We start from the raw sequence: 18,402 nt of genomic DNA on the forward strand, positions 1-18,402 counted from the left end.
AAGGTTAATCTTTTTGTTTATTTTATTAAACCCTTGTTTTGGGGTGTGAGTGCTGGTTGGGGGATTTGGGGGCTAGCCCCCAAGATTTTAACGTAACTAAATACGGCATAAGAATACTATTCAGAGCGATAGAACTGGGTGGTTCGGCTGGTACAATTGCTAGTCCAAGATTTGTAGATTGATTGCAATTGTCCTGAAGTTTTTGCACCAGAACCACAATTTTTGAGGCGAAAAAACTGACAAATTTGTGGAAAGACTACACAATTTTGAAAAAAAGATGTAAAGTATAGATGTATAGACTAGTAGTTGTTATGAATGATAGAAAATATTTTTTCTTTAAAGAAAGCGGATTCAAATGGTAGTGGATGAGAAGGGGATACATACTTTTTTACTACATATATTTGAAAAGGTTTACAATATGATGAAGAAAGAGGCATGTACATATGAGACGCTTAGGTATTTCTATTTATCCAGAACATTCAACAGTGGAGAAAGATAAAGAGTATGTAACATTAGCAAGTAAATACGGATTTACACGTGTATTCACATGTTTATTATCTGTAGCTGGCGAAAAAGAGACAATTATAGAAGAGTTTAAGAAAACGATCTCTCATGCGAATGCATTAGGGTTTCAAGTATTAGTTGATATTAGCCCAGCTGTTTTTGAACAAATAGGTATTTCGTATAATGATTTATCGTTCTTCCATGAACTAGGTGCGTACGGTATTCGCTTAGATGTTGGTTTCTCAGGATTAGAAGAATCAATTATGACTTACAACCCGTATGGATTAAAAATCGAGATTAATATGAGTAACGGTACGAAATATGTAGATAACATTATGAGTCATAGACCAAATCGTGAAAATTTAATTGGATGTCATAACTTTTATCCGCACCGTTATTCAGGATTATCATACGATCATTTCATTAAATGCTCGAAACAATTTAAAGATTACGGTATGAGAACCGCTGCTTTTATTTCATCATTCGATGCAACATATGGGCCTTGGCCAGTAACGGAAGGCTTATGTACGTTAGAGCAGCATCGTGAATTGCCAATGACGACACAGGCTAAGCATTTATTTGCGACAGAATTAATTGATGATGTTATTATTGCGAACGCTTATGCTTCAGAGGAAGAATTAAAAGCATTAGGTACATTAAATAAAGAGAAACAAACATTTGATATAGGAATATATGATACAACAACAGAATTAGAAAGAATTATTGTGTTAGATGAACCGCATTTTTATCGCGGAGATGTATCTGAATATATGATTCGTTCTACACAAAGTCGTGTGAAATATAAAAAAGAAGAGTTCAAACCACACAATACACGTGAAATTAAACGTGGGGATCTTTTAATTGATAATGAACAATATGGTCAATATAAAGGTGAATTACAAATCGCTTTAAAAGATATGGTGAATACAGGAAAAACAAATGTAGTTGGCCGAATTGTAGAGGAAGAAATCTTCTTATTAGATTATTTACAGGCTTGGGATAAGTTTGGATTTATGCTAAAGAAATAATGAAAGCGGGATAAAGTGAAACTTTAATCAGTGGGGATTTAGTTCATCTCCACTGATTATTATCCTTCACCAACCGGGATAAAAGGGAAAAAACTACTGATTTTAGTGGCTTTTTCCTTTTTATATAAAGAGCGAGAGGAAGAGCTATGACAAAAGTGCATCAGCGATTAATTTCCATTTTAGAGGAGTTTTTAGAAGAGAAATCGATGTTAAATCGAGCTTTTTTAGCGAGCCGTTTACATGTATCAACGAAGACGATTCAAAAGGATATAAAATTATTAAATGATATATTGGAAGAACACGGAGCGAAAGTTGAATCACAAAGGGGAAATGGGTACGAACTAGAAATTATACAAAAGAAGAAGTTTGAAGATTTTTGCGTAAATGTATTTCAAAAACAGACGGAAAAGATTCCTACTTCTTATGAAGAAAGAGTAGCATATATTTTACAACGTATTTTAACGACAGATGGGTATGTGAAGCTTTCACAGTTAGCAGAAGAGATTTACGTGAGCAAATCTACTGTGAATTTAATTATGAAAGATGTTACGGATATTTGTAGTCGCTATAAATTGCAAATTGAAAAGAGACCATACTATGGTATACGTATTGTTGGAGAGGAATTTAATATTCGTTCTTGTTTATCACAATATGGTTTACCGCGTTATGACCATACTCCGTTTCATGAGCAATTTGAGCAGACGGATACATATTTATCGTTACCCCATATTTCTCTCATCCGCTCAGTTATACTAAAGTATATCGAGGGAGGAACGATATATTTATCAGATATAGAAGTTGATAATTTAGCAATTCATATTGCGATTGCGTTAAAGAGGTGCAGGGATGATCATTACATTCAAGCACTGCATGTAGAGAAATCTGAAATTATAATAAAGAAAGAATATAAAATTGCGAAACAGATTTTAGGGGATTTAGAGGAAGAGCTAAAACTTCAATTTCCAGAAGAAGAAATTTTATATGTGACGATGCATTTATTAAGTACAGCTGTTACAGCGAGAGATCGCTATGAAAATGTGGAAGAGCTATTAGGGAAAGATGTATATGCATTCATGCAGCATATTCTTTTCAAAGTAGCGGAAGAACGGAATCTTACTTTTTATTATGATGAAGAATTATTATTTGGATTTGGTGTTCATTTAAAAACGTTATTAAATCGTTTGAAATATAAGTTGAATACGAGAAATCCTCTTTTGGCAGAAGTGAAAAAGAATTATCCGTATGCCTTTGAAATTGCGGTTCTCGTTGGAGATATAATTGGTGAATATACGGGTGAATCGATTCCGGAAAGTGAAATTGGTTATATTGCTATTCACTTCGGCGGGGCGATGAGCCGTTTACAGGAAAAGAATCAAAAGAAAAGATGTTTATTAGTTTGTGCGACTGGTCAAGGAAGTGCACAGCTACTGAAATATAAAATTCTATCACAGTTCCGAGATAAATTAGAGATTGTAGGTATTACAGGCTATTATCAATTGAAAGTAGAAGACCTTTATAAAGATAAAGTAGATTGTATTATTAGTACGATTCATATACCGAGTGGTTTGCCTGTGCCAGTTATAAAAGTGAACTCAATATTTGATGATAAAGAGATTAAATCGATTGGTCAGCAGTTGTTTACACATGTGGATAATAGTGTGAAGCAATATATTAAGGAAGATTTGATCTTTTTAAATCGTAGTGCTTCTACGAAAGAAGAAGTTATCCAGTTTTTATGTGAGAAAGCTGCTGAGAAAAATTATGTACCAGCAAACTTTTATGCTTCTGTTATGGAGAGAGAGAACACATCTCCTACAGCGGTTGGGAATTTAGTTGCGATTCCACATCCGATGCAGTTATTAAGTGAGCAAACATTTTTGATGTTTTGTACACTTGATAAAGCAGTTGACTGGGGAGATAAGAAAGTACAAGTTATTATTTTATTTAGTGTGAAGCGTAATAATAATGAAGATTTACAAAAGCTTTATGATTTTTTATATGATATTATGTCTAGTCAAAGTGCGATAGAGAAATTAACGCAGGCTGAAGTAATTGAAGATTTCCAAGAGATATTAGTATCTTTATAAGAAAAGTATATAAAAACTTCCGTTACATAACGGAAGTTTTTTGTGTTTAATTGTATGCGTTTTCATAATAAGATAAAAATATAGAAAAAACATAGCTTGGGGGAATTTAAAATGACTGATATGCAAACTCCATTTGCGTTAATTTTACATGGTGGCAACGCTAGAAGCGCGGCACTTGAAGCAATTGCTTTTGCAAGACAAGGAGATTTTCAGAATGCGAGTGAAAAGATGGAACTTGCTAGTGAGGAAATTTCAGCAGCTCATCGCATTCAAACAGATTTAATTCAAGAGGAAGCAAGAGGGAATCATGCAGAAATAAGTTTATTATTAGTGCATGCACAAGATCATTTAATGAATGCCATTACAGTGAAAGAACTTGCTGAAGAATTTATTACTCTTCATAAACGAGTGGAAGAGAAAGTGACAGTATAATATGTACATTTTATTATGTTGTGCGGCAGGCATGTCGACGAGTATGGTTGTAAGAAAAATGCAAGAAGAGGCAAAGAAACAAGGGAAGGATTATAAAATTAAAGCAGTCGATTCGGAACTTGTGAAACTGGAAATAAAAAATGCTGATGTTGTTTTAATTGGACCACAGGTGAAATATTTGTTTCCAGCGGTACAGTTTCTTGCGAAGTCATACGATATACCAGTTGCAATTATAGAGCAACGAGATTATGGCATGTGTGATGGTTTGAAAGTACTTAAGCAAGCCGAACAATTGGTTTTAACATAATTATATTTTTTTAAACAGTAACATTATAATGTTATAACTTTTGTTTTCGTCAGATTGAAAATAGGGAGGGTTATCGATGAATGGTTTTATGAGTTTTATGGAACAGAAGATTATGCCGACAACGCAAAAGATTGCGGGGCAACGACATTTATTAGCAATTCGAAATGGAGTTATTTCTACATTACCGTTAACGATTGTCGGTTCATTTTTCGTTATCTTTTTAAACTTACCAATTGATGCATATATGGAGTGGATTGCACCGTTTCGCCATATTTTAGATATTCCATTCCGATTTACAGTAGGTTTAATGGCTCTATATGCAGCATTCGGGGTAGGGGCCTCACTTGCGAACTTTTATCAGCTCAATCAATTAAGTGCAGGATTATTATCTGTACTCGCCTTTTTACTAGCATCAGTTGAACCTATTCAAATAACAAAAGCTGTACCAGGTGTTATTGATGCAGGAAGATATATTTCAGTAGGGACATTAAGTGCGACTTCTTTATTCGGAGCAATTGTTACAGCATTAATTGCAGTTGAAATTTATCACTTTATGATTAAGCATAATATTTCGATTAAATTACCAGATAGTGTACCACCAGCAGTTGCAAATTCATTTGCAGCATTAATTCCAACTTTAGTCGTTATTCTTTTATTCTGGGGTATTCGTTACGGTTTGAAATTTGATGTAAACACAACAATCACATATTTGATCGCACCATTAAAATCAGTATTAGTAGGAAATAATTTATTCGGTGGTTTATTAACAGTATTCCTAATCGTATTCTTCTGGTCGTTCGGTATACATGGACCAGCGATTTTAGGACCAATCATTCGTCCGATGTGGGATTCAGCAATTCTTGAAAATATGGAAGTATTCACGGCTACAGGAAATGCACATCAGTTACCAAACTTATTTACAGAGCAATTTATTCAATGGTTCGTATGGATCGGTGGATCAGGCTCAACGTTAGCTTTAGTTATTATGTTTATGTTCTCTAAATCTAAGTTCCTAAAAGAATTAGGTAGATTATCATTCGTACCAGGTTTATTCAATATTAACGAACCAATTATTTTCGGGGCACCAATTGTAATGAACCCAGTTTTAATTATTCCGTTCGTAATTACACCGTTAGTTACAACGACAGTATCATATTTCGCAGTTGTTTCAGGGATGATTCCGATGATGATGGCGAAACTGCCATTTACGATGTTGGCGCCAATTGCAGCGGTTATTAGTACGGACTGGACAATTATGGCTGGCGTACTTGTAATTATTAACTTTGTAATCTCATTTATTATTTACTATCCATTCTTCAAAATGTATGAGAAACAACAATTAGCAGGAGAGGAGAAAGCAGAATGCTCGGAGCGATTATCATCTTAATTACATTTGTAGCGGGACAGTGTATTGCACATTATTCAAAATGGGTACAAAGTAAATCTTTATTAGTTTTACTACTTGTGTCGATATTATTTATCGGATGTTCGATGGGAGCTTATGTGGCATTTAGTTTACAATCACCATTCTTTATCATCGTACCAACGATTTTATGTGCAACATGTTTATCTGCAAAATATAGATTTACGAGCATGGCATTAATACAACGTGTGAAGGAGATGCAAAAGCATGGAGCGTAAATTAGGAATTTCACTTTATCCAGAGCATTCAACGAAAGAAAAAGATATGGCATACATTTCGGCAGCGGCACGCCATGGTTTTTCAAGAATATTCACTTGTTTATTATCCGTTAATCGTCCGAAAGAAGAAATTGTAGCTGAATTTAAAGAAATTATTAATCATGCAAAAGATAACAATATGGAAGTTATTTTAGATGTGGCTCCGGCTGTATTCGATCAACTTGGCATTAGTTATAGTGATCTATCATTTTTCGCAGAGTTAGGCGCAGACGGTATTCGATTAGATGTAGGATTTGACGGATTAACAGAAGCAAAAATGACGAATAATCCGTACGGCTTAAAAATTGAGCTAAACGTAAGTAATGATATTGCATACTTAGAAAATATTCTTTCGCATCAAGCGAATAAACCAGCTTTAATTGGTTGTCATAACTTCTATCCGCAAAAATTTACTGGCCTTCCGTATGACTATTTCATTCGCTGTAGTGAACGTTTTAAAAAGCACGGTATTCGCACGGCAGCCTTTATTACGTCACATGCAGCTGACATTGGTCCATGGGATATTAATGACGGATTATGTACGTTAGAACAGCATCGCAGCCTACCAATTGAAGTACAAGCGAAGCATTTATGGGCGACAGGGCTTATTGATGATGTGATTATCGGAAATGCTTATGCAAGTGAAGAAGAGTTAGAGAAACTAGGAAACTTAAATCGTTACATGTTACAGCTGAAAGTACAATTTGTAGATGAAGCGACTGAAGTAGAGAAGAGAGCGACCCTGCAAGAAGTACACGTAAGACGCGGTGACATAACAGAATATATGGTACGTTCTACAGAAGTACGTAAAAAGTATAAAGACTATGACTTCCCGGTGCGCGAAAGTGTACGACAGGAAAGAGGGCAAGTTGTAATTGGTAACAACTCCTTTGGAAAGTATAAAGGTGAACTACAAATTATCTTGAAAGAAATGCCGCTAGATGAACGGAAAAATATTGTCGGTACAATTGCGGAAGAGGAGTTATTCTTACTAGATTACGTAGGGGCGTGGACACAGTTTACTTGTGTGGAATAGGGAAGAGAAGGAGAGGATGCTATGGCATCCTCTTTTTTCTGTTGAAATGATAGTCTATCGTATATAGAATTCAAAGGGGTAGATTTCATTTGGACGGGAGTGAAGGAGATGGAAAGAATGTAAGAGTCATAAAAAAAGAGTCATAAAAAAAGAGTCAGCCTCAACGTTGAGACTGACTCTTTTTTATAGTAATTAGTTTAAAATTTTCACTGTAACTGTTTGGCGTCCCCAGTTACTTGATGTACCTTTATCTGGCATTAAAACATCAATTTTATTACCTTTAATAGCTCCACCAGTATCACCAGCGATTGCTACTCCGTAACCTTCAACCCATACTTTTGAACCTAATGGAATTACACTTGGATCAACTGCAATTAGTTTCATGTTTGGATTAGCTGTTAAGTTATGACCCATAGCTGATTTTACTTGGTCGCCTGCTTTATAACCATTTTCAAGTGGATCTGCTGTGTAAGCTGTCGCTTCAACGCGTAATTCACGAGAAGATGATTGTGTGTTTTTCTCAGTTTCTTTTGCAACAGGTTGTTGTGTAGCTGGTTTTTGAGCTTTAGCCGCTTCACGAGCTTTAGCTGCCTCTTGAGCTTTAGCTGCTTCGCGAGCTTCAGCAGCCTCTTGAGCCTTAGCTGCTTGAGCTTCAGCTGCTTCACGAGCTTTAGCTGCCTCTTGAGCTTTAGCTGCTGCTTGAGCTTCAGCCGCTTCTTGAGCTTTAGCTGCTTCACGAGCTTTAGCCACTTCTTGAGCTTTAGCTGCTGCTTGAGCTTCAGCCGCTTCTTGAGCTTTAGCTGCCTCTTGAGCTTTAGCTACCTCTTGAGCTTTAGCTACTGCTTGAGTTTCAGCCGCTTCTTGAGCTTTAACTGCTTCACGAGCTTTAGCCGCTTCTTGAGCTTTAGTTTTTGCTTGAGCTTCAGCTGCCTCTTGAGCTTTAACTGCTTCACGAACTTTATCTGTATCTTGAACTTTAGTTACTTTTTCAGCTTTAACTACTGGCTGAACTTTAACTGGCGCTTTCCCTGTTAAGTAAGGAACGTGTACATAAGCTGTTTGGCCGTTATATTCAAATTGGATCCAATCATTTTGTACTTGGTGTGTTGTTTCGATTACATCATCTTTTTTCAATTTACCAAGAATCGCTGAATCTGTATTCGCTCCAGCACGTACGTTTAATACGTTTGCTGTTACGTAGTAAGTATCTTTTGTGTAGTCAGCGCTTATGAAAGCCTCTTTACCACTATTTAATTTAACTTTTGACCATCCGTTTTCTGTATGTAAAACGTTAACTTTATATCCATCTAATAACTTTCCGACAACTTGTGATTCAGTAGTTGGGTTTTCTCGTACATTTAGTACATCAGTCGTTACGATTGTTTCTGCTTTAGCAGATGTTGTGAAAATCCCAAGACCAAAAACCGCTGCTGTTGCTATACCCATAAATTTTTTCATAATAGCCTCCATTGCATTTGTTTTCGTTGACCTCATTATAGCAACCATTATTTTCTTATTTGCGGAAAACACAAAACTACAAAGCATTCGTAACGAGGCATTAATATTCTGTAATAATTCCATTAATATCCTGATAGCGTTTTCTTTGCGTTTTTGGGGGGATTAGAACATATGATTCATAAAATCAATACTATTTTAATTACTAATAGATTAATAATATGTCAGTAATATTGCACTGAAGTTTCTGTAATGTTACAAAAGAGGGGTGTTTAACGGTTTGAATCGCAATGTAGTTATGAAAATATAATCTTTTTGTGTGTGAAGTCATATATATAGGGTGAATTTTAATAAAATAGAGATATAATTGTTACAAAATAAGTTGTAGTATGGAAAAAATTACGCCTTGAATTTGTTCTTTTACATATTATTTTTGCAATAATAGGATTGCTTGATAGCTGTAACGCGAAATGAAAGTTTAAATGATAAAAAGATAATCGCAACATGAAACATATATAATAGAAGAAACATGATTTAAAGGGACGATATTGTTATGAATTGGTTCGCCAATTGTTGTAGAGTTACATAGTAGAAGTTAGAGACTCATATTTTTAATAAAACAGCGATAAAATTGTATTCGCCTTCAATAAAATAAAAAACGTAGGAGTGTAAACTCCCACGTTTTTTATTTATTCATATCGTAAACATTCAATTGGATCAAGTTTTGCAGCTTTGTTAGCTGGTAGTAGACCGAATGCAATACCGATTAGCATTGAAATACCTACTGAAAGAAGTCCAAGTTCTTTTGAGATAACGAGTGGCCATCCGGCAAAGATTGAGACGATCCAAGCGAAGAAAATACCGAGCATGAATCCGATGAAACCACCGAGTCCCGTTAAAATACAAGATTCAATTAAGAATTGCATTAATACTTTACCACGTGTTGCGCCAAGTGCTTTACGAATACCGATCTCACGTGTACGTTCTGTTACAGATACAAGCATAATGTTCATTACACCGATACCACCAACAAGTAAGGAGATAGCAGCGATACCACCGAATACCATTTTCATCATACCGATTGATTCGTCTAGTTGCTTCGTAAAGTCACCCATATCTTGCGCTTCAAATTTATGCTCAAATTTAGGAGCTTTCATTTCATTTAAAACGGAAACGGCTTGTTTTTCTACACTTTTACGTTCTGCTGGAGAAACTAGTGTTAGTTTTACAGTTTCATATTCAGTTACTCCAGAAATAACAGGAGCGTTTTCAATAGATGTATAACCTTCAGCCATAGCCATTCCGAAGTCATTTTTTGTTTCATACACACCGACTATTTTATACGGTTTTCCTTTTATATCGGCGTATAAATTTGATTCCCAACTATTAAATAATTTGTTGAAAGCTTCTTCATTTAATATAATAGCAGGAATTGCTTGATTTAATTCACTATCGTTTAATTCACGACCATGAACTAATTTTAGCTTTTCATCTGTCATAAAGCTACCGGTTCCACCTTTTAAGTTGAGAGAGGTAGTTTTTGATCCAGCTGAAGCGTTGATTTGCATACGCACATCTGGATAAACATCTTTAACGCCTGGTACAGTTTGAAGACGTTTCAGCATATCAGCTGTAATTTTGGCACCATCTGTTCCAAAGTCGGGATTGTTGTAGTAAATCGTTACTTCATTATCTTTTCCTTGGCCTAATTCTTTTTTAAACTTTGCGTTTGTACCATCCCCCATTGAAATGATAGTAATAATAGCGCTAATACCGATAATAATCCCCAGCATTGTTAAGATAGAGCGCATTTTATGAGCAAATATAGAGGAAAGGGCCATGCGTATATTTTCACTCGTGTTCAAAATTAACCTCTCCAATCTTGGACGATATTTCCATCACGAATTACAATTTGGCGTGCAGCTGCTTCCCCAATTTCACGATCGTGGGTAATCATAATGATTGTTGAGCCTTGTTTGTTTAATTCGTAAAAGAGGTCCATAATTTGTGTACTTGTTTTCGTATCAAGTGCACCCGTCGGTTCATCGGCTAAGAGAAATTTCGGGTTATTTACGATTGCACGTGCGACTGCGACACGCTGCTTTTGTCCACCTGATAATTCGTTCGGTAAGTGAGTAGCACGATCAGCTAAACCAACTTTTGTTAAAGCGGCTAATGAGCGCTCACGTCTTTCTTTTTTATCGACTCCAGCGTAAATAAGAGGTAGCTCTACATTTTGAAGTGCTGTAAGTCTTGGTAGTAACATAAAGTTTTGGAATATGAATCCGATCTCTTTATTACGAACGTGTGCAAGTTCTGTCTCAGACATGTTTGAGATATTTTGACCAGCTAGTTCGTACGTACCTGTCGTTGGTTTATCTAAGCAACCGATAATGTTCATTAACGTTGACTTACCAGAACCAGAAGGTCCCATAATAGAAGTAAATTCGCCTTGATTTAGTGTTACATCAATTCCATGTAATATTTGAACTGATTCAGCGCCGTTTTGAAAGGATTTCGTGATGCCTTTTAAGTTAATCACTGGGCGACAACCTCCATACCATCTTTTAAGTCTTTTTCAGGTTTAGAGATAATTTGCTCTCCTTTTTTCACTCCAGAAACTTTTGCTTCGCTATCTGTCTCGAACTCAACAGTAATCGCTTGTTCTTTCGCTTTACCATCTTTTACAACGAAGACAACATTTTTGTCCCCTTTTTTCACAATACTGCTCTTCGGAACAACCGTACCAGTTGCTTCGCCAGATTTACTTGTTACGTAAACGTGAAAGCCGTTTTGTAATTCTTCACTGTTATCTAATGTGACAGTAAATTGATAATTAGAAACAGTTTTATTTTCGTCCATACTCTTTAATGGTGTAGAACCGATTTCTGTTACTTTTCCTGTCCAAGTCTTACCAGCGATAGTTTTTGATGAAACGGTTACTTCTTGCCCAACTTTCATACTAGCAAGCTCATATTCAGAAAGTTGACCTTTTACTTTAAATGGACCAGCGTGACGAAGTGTAATGCCGCTCATACCTGTTTTTTCATCAGCAGTTTTCACGATATCATCAATTACGCCATCGACAGGGCTTGTTACAGTAAGAGTATTTACTTTCTCTTTTGCTGCTTTAATCATTTCATCAGCTTTTTCTACTTCAAACTTCTTCATTTCAAGTTGTGATTCTAATTGTTGCACTTCAATTTCCGATGCTTTTAATGCTTCCTGAGGAAGACCTGCATTTTTATCTTTTTGTAATTTTTGTTTCGCTGCATCAATTTGTTTTTGATGTAATGTTACGTCTTTTTGTGCGATTCTCTTTTGCATTTCTGCTTCCGTTACACCTTGTTTAGCAGTAGGGTCATTATATTTAAATAGAAGCTGACCCTTTTTCACTTCATCACCTTTTTTAACAGCTAATTCATACGTACCTTTTGTTGGATCGAATGAAATTGTTTCAATTCCATTTGGGATTACTTCGCCGCCAAATTTTTGGGCATTTTCAATTTGTTTTTCCGTAACTTTATAACCGCTATATGCCATTGCTACTTCTGAACTACCGCCAGCTAAAGCAAAATATGATCCAGCTGCAATTCCGATTGCTACTACACTAGTAATTAACACTTTATTTTTCTTCTTCATCTATTTATCACCTTTTCGTTCGTTTTAGTATCTACATTAAGTATAGAAGAGGTGAAGAATATGACAAATCGTTTTAGCTTACAATAACCTTACAGTTTTGTAAGGTATAAATATGTAGATGTAAGGTAGAGGTTGTCTCAATACATTTTCGTGTTTTAGGGAATATGATTGTAAAAAGTATAGAAGAGGCGATGATGAAAGTTTGATTAGGGGAGAGATAAAGAAACGGAACACACTACTGTGCAGTCAGTTTACATTTAAACAGACGATGTGAAAATAAAAAAGAAGCAAGCATGGATTTCATGCTTGCTTCTTTTCTTTATTTCGTAGAAACTTCACCTTCAGCTGCTGTTTGCGGAATAAAGTATCCGATTATACCACCGATTATTGCTGGAACGATCCAGCCAATTCCTAAGTTGTACAAAGGAATTGTGTGTACGATATTAGCGATAAAACTTGGTATCATTCCCACATTATCAAGTGCATGAATACAGCTAATAATGAATGCTGCGATCATCGCTCCGATATAGACGGAAGGTTTACGTTTCGTATATTTATCAATAAATGACACGAAAATTAAAATGATTGTAATTGGATATAAAATAATTAATACAGGTAATGTAATTTTAATTAATAAACTTAATCCTAAGTTTGAAATAACAAAGCTAAAGATACAAACGTATAGTACAAGCTTCTTGTATGAAACGTTTGTTAGGATTGCTGTGAAATAGTTGGCGAATGCACTTACAACACCGATTGCAGTTGTTAAACAAGCAGCTATAATCGCGATGCTTAATAAAATGTTGCCGCTTGTCCCGAAGAATTGGTACATAATAACTGCTAGCAGCTGACCACCGTTTTCAAATTGTCCTAAGTTTCCGTTTGAAGCGCCGATATAACCGAGTAAGAAATAAACAATTGTTAAGAAAAGAGCAGCAATGCTTCCACAAATAATTGTATATTTCGCAATGGACTTTTTATCTTGTATACCGTTTTGGCGAATGGCATTTACAACAATTGTTGATAATACGAGAGCACCGATTGCATCTAATGTTAAAAAGCCTTCGAGAAATCCTTTGAAAAATGGAATTTCTTTATAGTCACCGATAGGTTCTGTAAATGATCCTGGTGAAAGAATTGCTTTTGTTGCCATAATTGCAATAATTAAAAGTAAAATTGGCGTTAATATTTTACCGATATGATCTACTAATTTGGATGGATTTAATGATAAGAAGTAGACGACTGTAAAGAAAATCGCACTAAAGACTAACATAGAGTACCATTGATCTGGGAAAAGTGGTGCGATCCCAATTTCGTAAGATACAGATCCAGTTCGTGGAATAACAAATAGTGGGCCGATTGAAAGATAAATAATGATAGCGAATACTGCTGCGAATTTTGGATGAACACGGCTTGCTAAAGTGTTGAAACTACCACCGGCAAGGGCAACAGCAACGATAGCTAGTAAAGATAAACCGACGTCTGTAATAATAAATCCTGTAATGGAAACCCACATATTTTCTCCAGAAGAAAGACCAAGAAGGGGCGGGAAAATCATATTACCAGCACCGAAGAAAACTGCGAATAGTAATAAACTAATCGAGAGTATTTGCGCTGGTTTTAAAGTTGTACGCATATAAAGAAAATCCTCCTAATGAGTATTTTTGTCGAAAATTCAAATAATTTGTCGAGTAACTGTTATTATTTTAAAGGTCTGATGACTAGAAAGCAATAGGGAATTTTAAAAATATTAAAAAATAATGCACTAAATTGAATAAATATACTATTTATATGTTAATTAGGAAGGATTTAACTTTTAACGTAAAAAAACACATATCGCTAGGATACGTGTTCTAAAAATATATTTTTCTATCGCGTTCTTCTTTTAAAATTTCAACCGCTTCTCGGAAACGTTGTGAATGGACAATTTCTCGTTCGCGTAAAAAGCGTAAGCTATCATTTATATCGGGATCATCTGATAAATCAATTAGCCATTGATAAGTTGCTCGTGCTTTTTCTTCAGCTGCAATATCCTCGTATAAATCTGCGATAGGGTCTCCTTTTGCTTGAATATAAGTAGCAGTAAAAGGCACACCACCGGCATTATGATAAAACAACGCACTATCATGATTAGCGTATTGCGCATCTAATCCAGCGGCCTTCATTTGTTCAGGTGTTGCATCTTTTGTTAATTTATAAATCATTGTAGCGATCATTTCTAAATGCGCGAACTCTTCTGTACCAATATCAGTTAGTAAGCCAACGACTTTGTCAGGAATAGTATAACGCTGATTTAAGTAACGAAGGGCAGCAGCTAGTTCGCCGTCCGCACCACCGTACTGTTCAACTAATAATCTTGCGAGTGCCGGATTACAAGTACTCACTTTAACAGGATATTGTAATTTTTTTTCATAAATCCACATAGTTTCTCTCCTTTATCCCGCTATTTGTCGGCAGTAAGACTCCTACCTCAAAATTCGGCTGGAGCAAAGAAGTTAGGTGGGAGCCCTGCTGCCCGTAAACGCCCGATTGGTGAGGGCTGATAATCAGTGGGGGATGAACAAAACCCCCACTGATAAAGTTTCACTTCATATTTGCCATGGCCAAGGTCCTTTGCTCCATTCCCATGGAGCGTTAGAATAACTATTTCCAAACTGCTGAAGTGGCCCATATTTTTCTTCAATTTTTTGTTGTAATACTCTTCGTTTATAAGAGAAATCATTGAATTGATTTATAGCTGCAGTATCGTCGGGATGCGTATCTAAATAGAGGGTGAGTTCAACTAATACAAAGTCTAGCTCTTGTAGTTCTTCGATCCATTTGTAATATTCCTCAGGCAATGTTTGTGTCACGTTTTTGTTCACCGTCCTTTTTTGTGAGGGTTTTCATAAAAATCATAAAATGCAGGCCATAGAGTCCCTTTTCTTAAAGCTTCTTTTGGTGGGAATTGGGGTAAATTAGTTGGTTGAAAGCCCATGTATAAGTGGGGGGGAGTTGAGTAATATTTTTTTCCAATTGGAGGGCAAGGATCGTTTGGGCCGTGATAAGGTATGTAAGATTTCATGTATTTATCCATGTTACACTCCTCCTTTATTAATGAAATATTCATCACTACGTATTGTATTCGTACATAATTAAGATTTATGACACATATAGAAAACTAATAGAGACAGGGGGAGTGCGGATGGAAAGGATTACAACATGCATTGTATTAGAATCTAAAAACTTAAAGGAAACATTATATTTTTATGAAGGAATTTTAGGTTTTAAGCCAAGCAAGGAGAGACCACAATTACGTGTAACAGGTGTTTGGTATGATATTGGTTCGACGAGAATTTGTTTTGTTGTAAACAGGGGACTGGGAGAGTATAGAGAGACTGTCACATCACCAGCTAAGGAGATATTTTTAAGAACTGCAAATATCGAACGAATAAAGAAGAAGTTGAAATTTTATCATATATCATTTACAGAAGAACGCTGTGGTGAAGAAGTAAGAATAATTTTCTATGATCCAGATTGTTATGAGCTCCAAATCGTTTCAAAAGAGAATATGGAAGAGAGTCTCTTTTAATTTAATAATCGTAATAGGAAATGTAAGTAATGAAAAAAATATTGACAAGCCCCTCCAAATATTTTAATGTGATTGTATAAAATTGTGTATCTAAAGGGGAGTAACTTATTACAGTAAAGTCGTCATTACAGGGAGAAACCCTCGGCTTTATTGGCAACATTACGTTGTTAGTGAGACCTTTACCAGCAATGGTAAAGGCCCCTTATTGTCTTTTTAGGACCCTTACCATATTTGGTAGGGTCCTTTTTGTATACAAAGAGAGGAGATATAAAAATGAAAAAACTTATTAGTAGATTAAGAGTTGTATTTCATGTCCGCCGTTTTGTTCCATTCCTATTTGACTTTTTCACTTCAAAAGAGGTTTCAATAAAGAAGAAAATTTTATCTATTGCTTTTTTAGTTGGTTATGTTGCAATGCCACTCGATTTAATTCCAGACTTCCTGCCGTTTATTGGTATTTTAGATGATATTGGAATTGTTTTATTTATTTTGAATCGAATTGTAAAAATGGCACCAGTGCAATTGCAAGAAAAGCATAATGTAAATATCGGATAGGAGTTAAAAGTATGGAGCAAATTATTTTAGATATAATTGAGTATTTAAAGCAGTTTTCTTATTTTGGAGTTATGCTAGCGTTAACGTTTGAGTTTATTCCAGCAGAGGTAGTTTTGCCTATGGTTGGATATTGGGTATACGAGGGTGATATGAATTTTTGGCTTGCTGTATTGGCTGGAACACTTGGCGGAACGACAGGGCCATTAACTTTATACGCGCTCGGTTATTACGGGGGGCGCCCTATATTAGTGAAGTATGGGAAATACTTCTTTATTAAAGAAGAACAAATTCAAAAAGCAGATGATTTCTTTGCGAAGTATGGTCCAGTTGTGGCATTTGTTGGACGCTTCGTACCGGGAGTTCGAACACTTATTTCTGTACCGTGTGGTATGGCGAAAATGAACATATGGAAATTTAGCATATATACATTTGTAGCAATGTTCCCGTTAACGACTTTGTATATTTATTTTGGAATGAAATTAGGACCGCATTGGGAAAAAGCAGCGGATGTTGTTGGACAATATATGTTACCTATATTAGTAGGCGTGCTAATTATTGTAGGTGGTATCTTAATCTATAAATATATGAAAAAGAGGGACAAAACGGAATCTATTTAAAGATAAAGGCGCATAATTTTTGGTGAATATAGATGAATAATACAGGCAAAGGACTCTTAAGGACATACACATATAAGGAATAAGTAAGAGAGAGGGGAAAATTCTATGGCTTGTGAATGCTCAGGAACAGCGTTAACATGTTGTCCAGATAAAAATTTTGTACAAGATAAAGTGTGTAGTCCATGGTCAGGAACTGTAGTTGCTACTGCAATTATAAATGTGCTGTATAACAATAATATTAATCAAAATATGATTGGAACAGGGTTCGTTCGATATGACGTCGGGCCAGGTCCAATCACGCTGACAGTTTTAGATGGAACAGGAGCTACAATTGACACACAAACATTAAATCCTGGAACGAGTATTGCTTTTACGTATCGTCGTTTCCAGACAATTGAAGTAACTTTACCTGCTGGAACAGCTGGAACATATCAAGGAGAGTTTTGTATAACAACACGTTATCCACTTTCATAATAGAAAAGGAGAGGACTAGGATGTGCAATTCTAACTTATCATGCTGTTCCAATAAAACACTTGTTCAAGACCAGGTATGTATAGATTGGTCTGCTACTGGTGCAGTCACTGAAACGGTATATACGAATAATATTACACAAGACTTGTACGCATCTGGATATGTAAAATATGATGTAGGTGTAAATCCAGTTACAGTAAACTTTTTAGTAGGAGCGACAGTAGTTAATACAATTACTATACAACCACAAAGTAGCGGGTCGTTTACAGTAAGGTATTTTACTACCATTCAGATTGTAACGACAGGAATAGGAACGAGCCAAGGACAGTTGTGTCTTACGGTACGTTATCCGATTTCATAAAAAAAGCATACCACAATGGTATGCTTTTTTTATGGTTTGTAGGTTCATAAATAAGGAAGTGGAAACCTATTCTATAAACAAAATGAAAATTGGCAACAATATTTTCCCTCTATATATTGAGTCGGGGTATTCGGAATATTAATGATTGTAACGGACTGTAATGACTTCCCTGTGTACGACATCGTGTTGCCAGGATAAACAGTAAAGGTATTTGTAACTTGGCCGACAATTTGAACAGTGACTTCTCCTGTACTACTAGTACTATTATATATAGAAATTGTACCGGATATTTTAAGCACGCCATCACCTTCCCAAAGTGGTAATGTACGGAAGGGATTTGGATTCTCTTTGGGAGGTAGTGGAATTTCATTAGTTATGAAAAAATTACCGGCAAATTCATTCATAACTAATTCACAGCCTGGTGGTTCTGGTGGATTAGGCGGGGCACAGGGAGGACAGATGATAGATAAAGGAGCATAGCAGCCGATATTTTTTTTACAAGCCATTAATAGTTCCTCCCTTCATAGCTACTATTTATTACTATTAAATGTTGTAAAGCGATAGGTTGTGTTAATAAAGGGACGAAAAATTTCACGAAAGATGTTTAATAGGCTTACAGTTCGTAATAAGTTATGAGAGTCTGTAAGACAAAAGG

General features: G+C 35.7%; 21 protein-coding genes. 12 read left to right on the forward strand and 9 right to left on the reverse strand.

What is annotated here, in order from left to right:
• The first annotated feature begins 443 nt into the window (after nt 1–443).
• The 7 genes from KI356_RS02650 (at nt 444) to KI356_RS02680 (ending at nt 7,074) form a co-directional block, all read left to right on the forward strand.
• Nucleotides 444–1,532: a DUF871 domain-containing protein gene (locus tag KI356_RS02650; RefSeq protein WP_212934727.1), complete on the forward strand. Its 1,089-nt coding sequence runs from the start codon at nt 444–446 to the stop codon at nt 1,530–1,532.
• Between the two features lie 146 nt (nt 1,533–1,678).
• Nucleotides 1,679–3,619: a BglG family transcription antiterminator gene (locus KI356_RS02655; protein WP_212934728.1), complete on the forward strand. Its 1,941-nt coding sequence runs from the start codon at nt 1,679–1,681 to the stop codon at nt 3,617–3,619.
• 111 nt (nt 3,620–3,730) lie between these two features.
• Nucleotides 3,731–4,051, forward strand: a complete 321-nt coding sequence (locus KI356_RS02660; protein ID WP_212934729.1) for a PTS lactose/cellobiose transporter subunit IIA — start codon at nt 3,731–3,733, stop codon at nt 4,049–4,051.
• Between the two features lies 1 nt (nt 4,052).
• On the forward strand, nt 4,053–4,358 hold the full coding sequence (locus tag KI356_RS02665; protein ID WP_212934730.1) for a PTS sugar transporter subunit IIB: 306 nt from the start codon (nt 4,053–4,055) through the stop codon (nt 4,356–4,358).
• Between the two features lie 76 nt (nt 4,359–4,434).
• Nucleotides 4,435–5,745 carry a PTS sugar transporter subunit IIC gene (locus KI356_RS02670; protein ID WP_212934731.1) on the forward strand — a complete coding sequence of 437 codons (1,311 nt, stop codon included), beginning with the start codon at nt 4,435–4,437 and terminating at the stop codon, nt 5,743–5,745.
• On the forward strand, nt 5,721–5,999 hold the full coding sequence (locus tag KI356_RS02675) for a hypothetical protein (protein WP_002150399.1): 279 nt from the start codon (nt 5,721–5,723) through the stop codon (nt 5,997–5,999). Before KI356_RS02670 ends, KI356_RS02675 begins: the two co-directional genes overlap by 25 nt.
• Entirely contained in the window at nt 5,989–7,074 is a 1,086-nt protein-coding gene (locus tag KI356_RS02680; protein WP_212934732.1) for a DUF871 domain-containing protein, read from the forward strand. The genes KI356_RS02675 and KI356_RS02680 overlap by 11 nt, the downstream gene beginning before the upstream one ends.
• A gap of 192 nt (nt 7,075–7,266) precedes the next feature.
• Here KI356_RS02680 and entC read toward each other — a convergent pair whose 3' ends face one another.
• The 8 genes from entC to KI356_RS02720 all read right to left on the reverse strand — a co-directional run bounded on the left by entC (nt 7,267) and on the right by KI356_RS02720 (nt 15,247).
• Nucleotides 7,267–8,655 carry a cell wall-binding protein EntC gene (gene entC / locus KI356_RS02685; protein ID WP_212934733.1) on the reverse strand — a complete coding sequence of 463 codons (1,389 nt, stop codon included), beginning with the start codon at nt 8,653–8,655 and terminating at the stop codon, nt 7,267–7,269.
• 563 nt (nt 8,656–9,218) lie between these two features.
• Nucleotides 9,219–10,370 carry an ABC transporter permease gene (locus KI356_RS02690; protein WP_438820835.1) on the reverse strand — a complete coding sequence of 384 codons (1,152 nt, stop codon included), beginning with the start codon at nt 10,368–10,370 and terminating at the stop codon, nt 9,219–9,221.
• Between the two features lie 26 nt (nt 10,371–10,396).
• The gene (locus tag KI356_RS02695) at nt 10,397–11,071 is read right to left on the reverse strand and encodes an ABC transporter ATP-binding protein (protein ID WP_212934735.1); all 675 of its coding nucleotides are present in this window, start codon (nt 11,069–11,071) and stop codon (nt 10,397–10,399) included.
• Nucleotides 11,068–12,171 carry an efflux RND transporter periplasmic adaptor subunit gene (locus KI356_RS02700; protein ID WP_128283144.1) on the reverse strand — a complete coding sequence of 368 codons (1,104 nt, stop codon included), beginning with the start codon at nt 12,169–12,171 and terminating at the stop codon, nt 11,068–11,070. The genes KI356_RS02695 and KI356_RS02700 overlap by 4 nt, the downstream gene beginning before the upstream one ends.
• Before the next feature lie 319 nt (nt 12,172–12,490).
• Nucleotides 12,491–13,807, reverse strand: a complete 1,317-nt coding sequence (brnQ2, locus tag KI356_RS02705) for a branched-chain amino acid transport system II carrier protein BrnQ2 (RefSeq protein ID WP_128283148.1) — start codon at nt 13,805–13,807, stop codon at nt 12,491–12,493.
• 217 nt (nt 13,808–14,024) lie between these two features.
• Entirely contained in the window at nt 14,025–14,594 is a 570-nt protein-coding gene (gene cotJC, locus KI356_RS02710) for a spore coat protein CotJC (protein ID WP_016089202.1), read from the reverse strand.
• A gap of 165 nt (nt 14,595–14,759) precedes the next feature.
• Nucleotides 14,760–15,023 carry a spore coat protein CotJB gene (locus tag KI356_RS02715; RefSeq protein WP_212934736.1) on the reverse strand — a complete coding sequence of 88 codons (264 nt, stop codon included), beginning with the start codon at nt 15,021–15,023 and terminating at the stop codon, nt 14,760–14,762.
• A gap of 8 nt (nt 15,024–15,031) precedes the next feature.
• Entirely contained in the window at nt 15,032–15,247 is a 216-nt protein-coding gene (locus tag KI356_RS02720) for a spore coat associated protein CotJA (RefSeq protein WP_212934737.1), read from the reverse strand.
• A gap of 108 nt (nt 15,248–15,355) precedes the next feature.
• On the opposite strand from KI356_RS02720, the gene KI356_RS02725 reads away from it, so the two are divergent.
• The 5 genes from KI356_RS02725 to KI356_RS02745 all read left to right on the forward strand — a co-directional run bounded on the left by KI356_RS02725 (nt 15,356) and on the right by KI356_RS02745 (nt 17,747).
• Nucleotides 15,356–15,742, forward strand: a complete 387-nt coding sequence (locus KI356_RS02725; protein WP_212934738.1) for a VOC family protein — start codon at nt 15,356–15,358, stop codon at nt 15,740–15,742.
• A 273-nt stretch (nt 15,743–16,015) separates the two neighbouring features.
• Nucleotides 16,016–16,297, forward strand: coding sequence for a YkvA family protein (locus tag KI356_RS02730; RefSeq protein ID WP_000733843.1), 282 nt, complete (start codon nt 16,016–16,018; stop codon nt 16,295–16,297).
• An 11-nt stretch (nt 16,298–16,308) separates the two neighbouring features.
• Nucleotides 16,309–16,914: a DedA family protein gene (locus tag KI356_RS02735; protein ID WP_212934739.1), complete on the forward strand. Its 606-nt coding sequence runs from the start codon at nt 16,309–16,311 to the stop codon at nt 16,912–16,914.
• Between the two features lie 105 nt (nt 16,915–17,019).
• Nucleotides 17,020–17,388, forward strand: coding sequence for a DUF3992 domain-containing protein (locus tag KI356_RS02740; RefSeq protein ID WP_212934740.1), 369 nt, complete (start codon nt 17,020–17,022; stop codon nt 17,386–17,388).
• Between the two features lie 20 nt (nt 17,389–17,408).
• The gene (locus KI356_RS02745) at nt 17,409–17,747 is read left to right on the forward strand and encodes a DUF3992 domain-containing protein (RefSeq protein WP_128283154.1); all 339 of its coding nucleotides are present in this window, start codon (nt 17,409–17,411) and stop codon (nt 17,745–17,747) included.
• Between the two features lie 71 nt (nt 17,748–17,818).
• Here the strand turns inward: KI356_RS02745 and KI356_RS02750 are convergent, their stop codons facing one another.
• On the reverse strand, nt 17,819–18,253 hold the full coding sequence (locus tag KI356_RS02750; RefSeq protein WP_212934741.1) for an S-Ena type endospore appendage: 435 nt from the start codon (nt 18,251–18,253) through the stop codon (nt 17,819–17,821).
• Nucleotides 18,254–18,402 lie beyond the last annotated feature (149 nt).

Source organism: Bacillus hominis, assembly GCF_018332515.1.
In the GTDB taxonomy this organism is placed as follows: domain Bacteria; phylum Bacillota; class Bacilli; order Bacillales; family Bacillaceae_G; genus Bacillus_A; species Bacillus_A hominis.